10 protein-coding genes and 1 pseudogene are annotated in these 9,094 nt (G+C 70.7%); 3 read left to right on the top strand and 8 right to left on the bottom strand.

The features are described from left to right. Positions 1-196: pseudogene (locus PHC73_RS07960) on the top strand (ComF family protein); the annotation flags it as partial. A 57-nt stretch (positions 197-253) separates the two neighbouring features. Here the strand turns inward: PHC73_RS07960 and PHC73_RS07955 are convergent. After that, a complete protein-coding gene (locus PHC73_RS07955) occupies positions 254-1,186 on the bottom strand; it encodes a dihydroorotate dehydrogenase (RefSeq protein ID WP_366949834.1) in 933 nt (310 codons plus the stop codon). Positions 1,187-1,198: 12 nt separating this feature from the next. Here PHC73_RS07955 and PHC73_RS07950 point away from each other — a divergent pair, with 12 nt between their 5' ends. Further along, positions 1,199-1,681 (top strand): tRNA (cytidine(34)-2'-O)-methyltransferase, encoded by a 483-nt coding sequence (locus PHC73_RS07950; protein WP_300126517.1) that lies wholly within the window; start codon positions 1,199-1,201, stop codon positions 1,679-1,681. Between the two features lie 82 nt (positions 1,682-1,763). On the opposite strand, the gene PHC73_RS07945 is transcribed toward PHC73_RS07950, so the two are convergent. Genes PHC73_RS07945 through PHC73_RS07930 form a run of 4 tightly spaced genes read right to left on the bottom strand, consistent with a single transcriptional unit; the run spans position 1,764 to position 3,966 of the window. Continuing rightward, positions 1,764-2,756: an NAD(P)H-dependent glycerol-3-phosphate dehydrogenase gene (locus PHC73_RS07945; protein WP_300126516.1), complete on the bottom strand. Its 993-nt coding sequence runs from the start codon at positions 2,754-2,756 to the stop codon at positions 1,764-1,766. A 19-nt stretch (positions 2,757-2,775) separates the two neighbouring features. Beyond that, positions 2,776-3,237, bottom strand: coding sequence for a protein-export chaperone SecB (secB, locus tag PHC73_RS07940; protein WP_300126514.1), 462 nt, complete (start codon positions 3,235-3,237; stop codon positions 2,776-2,778). A gap of 31 nt (positions 3,238-3,268) precedes the next feature. Further along, positions 3,269-3,520, bottom strand: a complete 252-nt coding sequence (gene grxC / locus PHC73_RS07935) for a glutaredoxin 3 (protein ID WP_300126512.1) — start codon at positions 3,518-3,520, stop codon at positions 3,269-3,271. A 38-nt stretch (positions 3,521-3,558) separates the two neighbouring features. Beyond that, on the bottom strand, positions 3,559-3,966 hold the full coding sequence (locus PHC73_RS07930) for a rhodanese-like domain-containing protein (RefSeq protein ID WP_300126510.1): 408 nt from the start codon (positions 3,964-3,966) through the stop codon (positions 3,559-3,561). 101 nt (positions 3,967-4,067) lie between these two features. On the opposite strand from PHC73_RS07930, the gene PHC73_RS07925 reads away from it, so the two are divergent. Continuing rightward, a complete protein-coding gene (locus tag PHC73_RS07925; RefSeq protein ID WP_300126508.1) occupies positions 4,068-5,315 on the top strand; it encodes a peptidoglycan DD-metalloendopeptidase family protein in 1,248 nt (415 codons plus the stop codon). A gap of 171 nt (positions 5,316-5,486) precedes the next feature. On the opposite strand, the gene hemF is transcribed toward PHC73_RS07925, so the two are convergent. From hemF to PHC73_RS07910, 3 genes are read right to left on the bottom strand one after another with little or no spacing between them, the layout of a single operon-like run. After that, positions 5,487-6,398 (bottom strand): oxygen-dependent coproporphyrinogen oxidase, encoded by a 912-nt coding sequence (gene hemF / locus PHC73_RS07920; RefSeq protein WP_300126506.1) that lies wholly within the window; start codon positions 6,396-6,398, stop codon positions 5,487-5,489. Between the two features lie 55 nt (positions 6,399-6,453). Further along, positions 6,454-7,746: a phosphoribosylamine--glycine ligase gene (purD, locus tag PHC73_RS07915; protein ID WP_300126504.1), complete on the bottom strand. Its 1,293-nt coding sequence runs from the start codon at positions 7,744-7,746 to the stop codon at positions 6,454-6,456. Then, positions 7,743-8,837 carry a calcium/sodium antiporter gene (locus PHC73_RS07910; RefSeq protein WP_300126502.1) on the bottom strand — a complete coding sequence of 365 codons (1,095 nt, stop codon included), beginning with the start codon at positions 8,835-8,837 and terminating at the stop codon, positions 7,743-7,745. The genes purD and PHC73_RS07910 overlap by 4 nt, the downstream gene beginning before the upstream one ends. Positions 8,838-9,094: the final 257 nt, after the last annotated feature.

Here is a 9,094-nt window from a genome sequence, read left to right as displayed (position 1 = left end):
CGGCCTCGATCGCGCCGCGCGGCGGCGCAACGTGCGCGGCGCCTTTGCGGTGGTGCAGCCGCCGGGCGTCGATCACGTGGCGGTACTGGACGATGTGATGACCACCGGCGCGACTGCCGGCACGCTGGCCGCGGCGCTCAAGCGCGCCGGCGTGGCGCGGGTGGATGTGTGGGCGCTGTGCCGGGCGGCGCGCTGACCCGCTCCTGTTGGACACAGGCCGGCGCGGCTTCAGCCGCGATCCGCGCTCACCGCCCTACCAGGCGAGCGCCCCGGTCAACTCACCGACGTTGGCGTGCCCGTGCGCCCGCAAATACCCCGCCATGCCCGCGTTCAGCGCCGGACAGATCAGCGGGTCATAGAACAGCGCCGTGCCCACGCCGACGGCGGTCGCGCCGGCCAGCAGGAACTCGACCGCATCGTCGGCTGAGGCCACGCCGCCCTGGCCGATGATCGGCACGCCGTATGCCTTGGCCACCTCGTACACCTGGCGCACCTTGAGCAGCGCGATCGGCTTGATGGCCGGGCCAGACAGCCCGCCCTGGCGGTTGCCGAGCACCGGCCGGCGGAATTTGAGATCGACGGCCATACCCTGCAGCGTGTTGATGGCGGCAAACGCGTCGGTGCCGGCCTCGATGCAGCGGCGGGCGTTCTCGGCGATGTCGGTCTGATTTGGAGAAAGTTTCGTAATCAATGGCTTGCGTGTCATTTTTCGACACGCCTCGACCACCCGCGCCGACATCTCGGGATCGTTGCCGAACTGCACACCGCCCGCCTTCACGTTGGGGCAGGAGATGTTGAGCTCGATGGCGGCCACCGGCGAGTCGTCGAAGATACGCGTCACCTCCGCGTATTCTTCGACCGTGGCGCCGGACACGTTGGCGGCATACAGCGTTTCGGTGAAATCGAGCCGCGGCAGGATGTCCTGCACCACGGCGCGCGCGCCAGGGTTCTGCAGGCCGATTGCGTTCAGCAAACCGCCCGGTGTTTCCGCCAGGCGGTGCGGCGCGTTGCCAAGACGCGGTTCGAGCGTGGTGCCCTTGAGCACCACCATGCCGACGTCGCGATGGCTGAAACCGGCCACGCGGGTATATTCCTGCCCGAAACCCACGCAGCCCGACAGCAGCACCAGCGGCGTTTGCAGCACCAGCCCGCACAGCTGCGTGCGCAGCAGGTCGGCATCGTTCAGCGCACTCGGCCCGTGTTCCACGTCATCCTCTACTCGCCGCAAATCCCGCCCAATACCGGCAACATCATAAGGCTGTGCGCCAACACCGGCGCTGCGCTGCACCTCATCGAGCCGCTCGGCTTCGAGCCGGACGACGCGCGCCTGCGCCGCGCCGGTCTCGACTACCACGAATACGCCTCGGTGCGTCGCCACGCCGATCTGGAGGCGTGCCTGGCGTCGCTCGGCAGGCCACGCGTGTGGGCCTTCAGCACCCGCGGCCGGCGCCCGTTCCATGCGGTCGATTACCGGCCGGGCGACGCGCTGCTGTTCGGCCCCGAGACCAGCGGCCTGCCGGGCGCGGTGCTGGATACCTTGCCGCCGGATCGGCTGCTGCGCCTACCCATGCGCCCGCACAGCCGCAGTCTCAATCTTTCCAACGCGGTGGCGGTGGCGGTGTTCGAGGCCTGGCGCCAGCACGGCTTCGCCGGCGCCGAACCGGCGCCGGCCGATCACTGATGGGTGGGCAGTCAAGACAGCGCCGCGCGGCGGCGGACCGAACACCGCAAAGGCCCGAATCGTCCAGCGTTTCAGCGGCTCGTCACAACTCGGCGGATGGCTCGCGCCCCAACAGCGCCTTGACGGCGTCCAGCACGTCGCGCTGCTCGTACAGCACGCGGTACACCTCGGTGCAGATCGGCATTTCGACGCCCAGACGCGCCGCCAGGCGCTGCACGGCGCGCGCCGTCGCCACGCCTTCCGCTACCTGTCCCAGGGCATCCACGGCCTGCTGCACGGTCTTGCCGTCAGCCAGCGCCAAGCCGACGCGGCGGTTGCGTGACTGGTCGTCGGTGCAAGTGAGCAGCAGATCGCCGAGGCCACTGAGCCCCAAAAAGGTATCCCGCCGCGCCCCTAGCGCCAGCCCGAGCCGCTGCACCTCGGCCAGGCCACGGGTGACCAGCGCCGCCCGCGCATTGGCGCCGAAACCGAGTCCGTCGGCGATGCCGGCGGCGATCGCCAGCACGTTCTTGACCGCACCGCCCACCTGCACGCCGATCAAATCATCGCTGCGATAGGCGCGCAGCGTGTCGCCGTGCAGACGCCCCACCCAGGCGCCGGCCGCGGCCGGATCGGGCGAGGCCACCGTCAACGCCGTCGGCAACCCGAGCGCCACCTCACCGGCGAAACTCGGGCCCGAAATCGCCACGCAGGCGACATCCCCCAGCACCTGGGCCGCCACCTGGTGCAGCAGCAGGCCGGTGTCTTCTTCGAAACCCTTGGTGGCCCAGGCCAGCTCGCGCGCCGGCAGCCGCCCCACCAGGCGCCCCAGCACCTCGCGAAAAGCGCGGCTCGGCACCGCCACCAGCACACCTTGGGCAGCGTCGAGTGCGCCGGCAAGATCAGCGGTCGCCGTCACTGTCGGCGGCAGCACGATATCGGGCAGGAACTGCGCATTCACGCGCAGCGCGTTCATGGCCGCGGCATCGGCCGCCTGCAGGGTCCACAGGCGCACCCGATGCCCGCGCCGGCCGAGCGCAATCGCCAGCGCCGTGCCCCAAGAGCCGGCGCCGAGCACCGCCAGGGTGTCGGTCACGGGATAGCCCCGCGGCGGCTCAGTGGGTGGCCTGACCGCCCGCCTGCTGACGGTCGAGGTGCTGCTGGTAGAGCGCCTCGAAATTGACCGGCGCCAACAGCAGCGGTGGGAAGCCGCCGGCCACGGTGGCATCCGAGATCACCTGGCGCGCATACGGGAACAGCACGTTGGGACAGGTCACGCCCAGCACCCAGCCCATCTGCTCGGCCGGCACGCCCTCGATGTGGAACAGCCCGGCCTGCTGCACCTCGACCAGGAACACGGTGTCCTCGCCACTGCGCACGGTGGCGGTCACGTTCACCACCACCTCGTGCAGGTGCTCGCCCACCTGCGCCGCGCCGGCGCCGAGCTGCAGATCGATCTGCGGTTGGGCCTGTGCGTCGAAAATCTGCGGCGCGCGCGGCGACTCGAAGGACAAGTCCTTCAGGTAGATGCGCTGAATGTGGAATTGCGGCTGCGCGGCGTCGGTTGGCTCGGCCATGGAAACGTCCTGAAGTGAGGTAAGAATTTGGTCACTGCTCGGCCAGCAGGGCGTCGAGCCGGCCGGCCCGCTCGAGCGCGGCCAGGTCGTCGTAACCACCGATGTGCCGCTCGCCGATGAAAATCTGCGGCACGGTGCGCCGGCCGCTGCGTCGTTCCATCTCGGCCCGCCGCGTCCCGTCCATGTCGACGGGGATTTCCTGGTACGCCACGCCCTTGTTGTCCAGCAGGCGCTTGGCCATGGCGCAGTAGCCGCACAGGGCGCTGGTGTAGATGGTGACCATGCCGCGAACTCCGGTGGTGGGGGATGGACCTGCGGTGCTCATTTGGCCAGCGGCAACTGGGCCGCGACCCAGCCGCGCATGCCGCCCTTGAGCACGTGTACCGGCCCGAAACCCTGTGCGCGCAGCCGGCGCGCTGCGGCGAACACCGGCTGGCGCGGCGCTGCGATCAACAACACCGCCCGCGACTTGGCCTTGCGCTGCTTGCCGGCCCACTCGGCGATGCCGTCCGGCGCCACGTTGACGGCGCCATTGACATGCCCGGCGGCGAATTCGGCCGGCGCGCGCAGGTCGAGCACGGCGGCGCCGGCATTGATCAGCCGCACCGCCTCACCAGGCAGTACCGGTTGATAGCCGAGCGCGCCTTCGAGCGCATACGTCAGGCCGAGCAGCGTCGCCACCACGGCGAAGGCGGCGAACAGCTCGATATTGGCAAGAACGAAAGCCATGGGGCCCGCGGGGTTGCATGGAAACGGCAAGGACGCGCTGCGACGAGCGCGGGCGAAGTTTACTATGCGCGACGCTTCCAACACCCTGACCGTCCGGCGTCGTGCCCCAGCCGCAGAAACCCGTCCTCGCCGCCTGCCTGTGCGCGCTGCTGCTGGCCGGCTCGACACCCGCGCACGCCGATCAGGCCAGCGAAACTCGCTCGCGCCTGGAACGCCTTGGCGCCGAACTCGGCCAGGCGCTGGGTGCCCTGCGCGAACGACTGCAGACCCGCGACAGCCTGCGCGCACGCCTGGCCGAGGCCGACCGGCAGGTGGCCGAGCTCACCGCTCGCTTGAGCGCCGACGAGACCGCCGCCGCGGCGCTGGAGGCACAGCTGGCGGCCTTGCGCGCCGAGCAAACGCAGGCGCGCGCCCGGCTCGACACCCAACGCCAGGCACTGGCGCGCAGCCTGGCGCTGGCGGCGCGCAGCGGACAGAGCGATCGCCTGAAGCTACTGCTGAACCAGCAGGATCCCACCCGCCTGGCGCGCCTGCTGCGCTACCAACGCTACGTCGCCGACGCCCAGGTGGCACGCCTGGCCGAGCTGCGTCGGCAGCTGGACGCCTTTTCGGAACGCGAAGCGCGCATCGCCGCCGAGGCCGCGCGCCTGGCCGAGCAACGCCGCCAGCTCGACCAAGAACGCCAACGGCTCGCCGAAGTGCGCGCGCAGCGCCAGGCGCTGCTGGCGCAAGCGGACCAGGACGTCGCCCGTGGCGAGCAGCGCGTGCGCGCCATCGAGCAGGATCAGCGCGAACTCACCACGCTGCTGACGCGCCTGGCCGAGCGCGCAGCGGCCGAACGGGCACGTGAACAGGCACGCGACCGCGCCGAACCGCAGCAGACCGCCGATGCGCCACCGGCGCCGGACCAGCCGCCGGCCGAGATCAGCACGAGACCGACGCCGAGCCTGCCCGGCGAGCGCTTCTCGGCGCGTCGCAGCCGCCTGCCGTGGCCGGTCAGCGGCCCACTGAAGGCACGCTTCGGCAGCCCGCGCGCAAGCGGGCGCACGCGCTGGGACGGCGTGGTGATCGCCGCCCGACCGGGCAGCACCGTACGCAGCATCCACGCCGGCAAAGTGGTGTACGCCGACGTGCTGGGCGGTTACGGCCTGCTGGTGATCGTCGACCACGGCGAGGGCTACCTGAGCCTCTACGGGTACAACGATGCCGTGCTCAAGCGCGTCGGCCAGCGCGTGCAGGCCGGCGAGCCGATCGCCGCCGTGGGCGACCGCGGCAGCGCCAGCGGCGTGTACTTCGAGATTCGCTACCGTGGCCAGCCAGTCAACCCGTCCGCTTGGTGCGGCGGCTGACGGCGGCGTCGTGGGCACGGCTTTGTGAGAATCGGCGTGGAATCGACCGTAGGAGCGGCCGTAGGAGCGGCTTCAGCCGCGAAGACTCCTCTTTTTGTCTGAGCTTTCGCGGCTGAAGCCGCTCCTACAGTGATTGCCTCGCTTGAATCGATCGATCAGATCAAGCGACGTTCAGGCCAGCCAATCACGCGGCTGCAGATACTTTTCGGTCAATGCCGCCTCGGGCGTACCGGGCTCGGGCTGCCAGCGGTAACGCCAGGCCGCCAGCGCCGGCATCGACACCAGGATCGACTCCGCCCGCCCGCCGCTCTGGATGCCAAAGCGCGTGCCGCGGTCGTGCAGCAGGTTGAACTCCACGTAACGCCCGCGCCGGAACAGCTGGAAATCGCGCTCGCGCTCGCCATACGGCATGTGCTTGCGGCGCGCCACGATGGGCTGGTAGGCGGCGATGTAGTGCTCGCCGACGCTGCGCAGGAAGGCGAACGCCTGCTCGAAACCGCCCTGGTCGTAATCGTCGAAGAAGATGCCGCCGATGCCGCGCTGCTCGCCGCGGTGATGGTTGCAGAAATACTCGTCGCACCAGCGCTTCAGGCGCGGGTAAAGGTCGGCGCCGAACGGCGCGCAGGCAGCCTTGGCCTGCTGGTGCCAGAACACGCAGTCCTCGTCGAAACCGTAGTAGGGCGTCAGGTCGAAGCCGCCGCCGAACCACCACACCGGCGCACCGTCCGGCCGGTGCGCCACGAACAGGCGCACGTTGGCGTGCGAGGTCGGCACGTAGGGATTGTGCGGATGGATCACCAGCGACACGCCGAGCGCCTCGAAGCGGCAGCCGGCGAGATCCGGATGCCGCTCGCTGGCCGTGCCCGGCAATGCCGTGCCCTGCACGTGCGAGAAGTTGACCGCGCCGCGCTCGATGACGGCGCCGCCCTCCATCACCCGCGTTCGCCCGCCGCCGCCCGAGGCGTGCTGCCAGGGGTCTTCCACAAAGCGCTGGTGACCATCCTCGGCCTCCAGCATGGCGCAGATGCGGTCCTGCAGACCCGTGAGATAGGCGGCCACTGCCGCGACGTCGACGGTGCTCATCGTTGCCGGTCCTGTCGAATGCACGCCGGCCCCTTGCCGGCCTGCCGGTGGGTGATCAGTTGTCACCCCGCTCGCGCGCCACGGCGCGATAGCCGATGTCGCGCCGGTACAGCGCCCCATCCCAGGCGACCTGCTGCACCAGCGCGTACGCGCGCTGCTGCGCCTGCGCCACGCTGTCGCCGAGCGCGGTCACGCACAGCACCCGTCCGCCGGCGGTCACCACCCGGCCATCCCGCAACGCGGTGCCGGCGTGGAACACCTTGCAGTCGGGCGGCTCCACCAGCGGCAGCGCCGGAATCGGCGTGCCGCGGGCGTAATCGCCGGGATAACCGGCCGCCGCCAACACCACGCCCAGCGCCGGACGCGGGTCCCAGTCGGCCTGCACCCGATCGAGCCGGCCGTCGAGCGCGGCCTCGATCAGGTCGGTCAGATCCGAGCGCAGGCGCATCAGGATCGGCTGGGTTTCGGGGTCACCCAGGCGGCAATTGAACTCGAGCACACGCGGGGCACCGTTGACGTCGATCATGAGCCCGGCGTACAGAAACCCGACATAGCGCACGCCGTCGCCGGCCAGCGCCGCCACCGTGGGCTCGATCACCTCGGCGAGGATGCGTCGGTGCACCTCGGGCGTCACCACCGGCGCCGGCGAATAGGCGCCCATACCGCCGGTGTTGGGGCCACGGTCGCCGTCGTCGCGCGCCTTGTGGTCCTGGGAACTGGCCAGCGGCAGCACGTGCTCGCCGTCGACCATGACGATGAAGCTCGCCTCCTCGCCCTCGAGGAAGTCTTCCACCACCACCCGCGCGCCGGCGCCGCCGAAGGCGCCCTCGCCCAGCATGGCCTGCACCGCCGCCAGCGCCTCGGCGCGCGCATGGCAGATCACCACGCCCTTGCCGGCGGCCAGGCCATCGGCCTTGATGACCATCGGCAGCGGGCGCTCGCGCACGTGGGCGAGCGCTGCATCGAGATCGTCGAAGGTCTCGTAGGCGGCGGTAGGGATGCCGTGCCGGCGCAGGAAATCCTTGGCGTAGGCCTTGCTGCCCTCGAGCCGGGCCGCCGTGCGCGTCGGCCCGAAACAGCGCCGCCCGGCGCCGGTGAAGGCGTCGACCACCCCCGCCACCAGCGGCGCCTCGGGTCCGACCACGGCCAGATCGATGGCCTCGCGCTCGGCAAACGCCAGCAGCGCGGCCACGTCATCGGCCGCGATGGGCACGTTGCTCACCTTGCGCTCGCCGGCGGTGCCGGCGTTGCCGGGTGCCACGAATACCTGCGCCACGCGCGGCGATTGCGCGAGTTTCCAGGCCAGCGCGTGCTCGCGCCCGCCGGAGCCGATTACCAGAAGCTTCACGGATCGTCCTCGTATCGATGCACGCAACCGCGCCGCTGCCGACGCCAGGCACGCACGGTCAGCACCGCGAGCGTGACGGCCGTAAGCGGCAGCACGAAACTCATCATCGCCCAGCCGAACACCGGCGCCGCCCGGTGGCCGGTGCCGTCGAGCAGCAGATAGCCGACGTAGGCCAGGTAGTAAACGAAAAACAAGCCGCCCTCCCAACGGGCAATGCGATGGCCGGCAAAAAAGACCGGCAGACAGGCAAACGCCACCGCCGTCAGCACCGGCAGGTCGAAGCGACGTGCGGCGGCGCTGACCGGCAAGCCGCCCGCGACCACGGCGCTGGCGCCCAGCACCACCAGCAGGTTGAAGATGTTGCTGCCGACCACGTTGCCGACCGCCATCTGACCGTGACCACGCGCTGCCGCCACCACCGAGGTGGCCAGCTCCGGCAGCGAGGTGCCAACGGCAACGACCGTGAGACCCACCACCAGCTCGCTCACGCCAAAACCGACTGCTAGCTGCACCGCCGCCGTCACCAGCGCCTGCGCGCCCAGCACCAGCAGCACCAGACCACCCAGCACCAGGGCCAGATCCCGCCACCAGACCGGCCGCGCCGGCAGCCCCGGCAGCTCGGCCGCGGCGCGCGACATGGCCGCCTCGCGCCGCGCCAGGCGCAGCACGAACGCCGTGTAACCCGCAGCTGCCAGCACCAGCGCGCCACCCTCGAGCCGGCCGATGCAGCCATCGCCGGCCAGCACCCATACCAGCACCGAGGCCGCCAGCATCACCGGCACGTCGAGCCGGATCAGCCGGCGCGCCACGCGCAGCGGCGCCACCAGCGCACTCAGCCCAAGCACCAGCAAGACGTTGGCGATATTGCTGCCGACCACGTTGCCGATCCCGACCGCCGGCGCCTGCCCCAATCCCGAACTCAGGCCGACGGCCAGCTCCGGCGCACCGGTGCCGAAGGCGACCACGGTCAACCCCACCACCAGCGGCGTGAGGCCAGCGCTCACCGCCAGACGCGCCGCACCGCGGATCAGCAGTTCGGCGCCGCCGATCAGCAGCGCCAGACCACCGATTAACCCCAGCGCGGCCGGCACGCCGGCTCAGAGTTTGTGAAGAAATGCGCGTCCTGCGCATTTCTTGCGTCGCACGTCCGGTACACGCCCGGACGTGCTCACGCGAATCAAGCCCTTGCGGGCTCGATTCGCGTCCGGCCATCCCTGGCCGGCCTGAGAGCTTGAAAAATTCACAAGCTCTCAGCTCAGCCGCCCGGCGACCGCCAGATGCCGGTCGGTCAGCGCCGTGACCGAGAGCATCGCCAGGCCCGCCTTGGCGAGCTGGCGCCGCACCTCGG

Origin of the sequence: Immundisolibacter sp. (assembly GCF_028696615.1) — a bacterium.
Classification (GTDB): Bacteria; Pseudomonadota; Gammaproteobacteria; order Immundisolibacterales; family Immundisolibacteraceae; genus Immundisolibacter.
Note: the sequence above shows the minus strand (reverse complement) of the source record. Positions and strands in the feature narration are given on the sequence as shown.

Excerpts from the sequence above, each read along its gene's own strand:
- grxC (WP_300126512.1), bottom strand. The coding sequence starts at position 3,520 with ATGGTCACCATCTACACCAGCGCCCTGTGCGGCTACTGCGCCATGGCC.
- hemF (WP_300126506.1), bottom strand. The coding sequence starts at position 6,398 with ATGAGCACCGTCGACGTCGCGGCAGTGGCCGCCTATCTCACGGGTCTG.
- PHC73_RS07930 (WP_300126510.1), bottom strand. The coding sequence starts at position 3,966 with ATGGCTTTCGTTCTTGCCAATATCGAGCTGTTCGCCGCCTTCGCCGTG.
- secB (WP_300126514.1), bottom strand. The coding sequence starts at position 3,237 with ATGGCCGAGCCAACCGACGCCGCGCAGCCGCAATTCCACATTCAGCGC.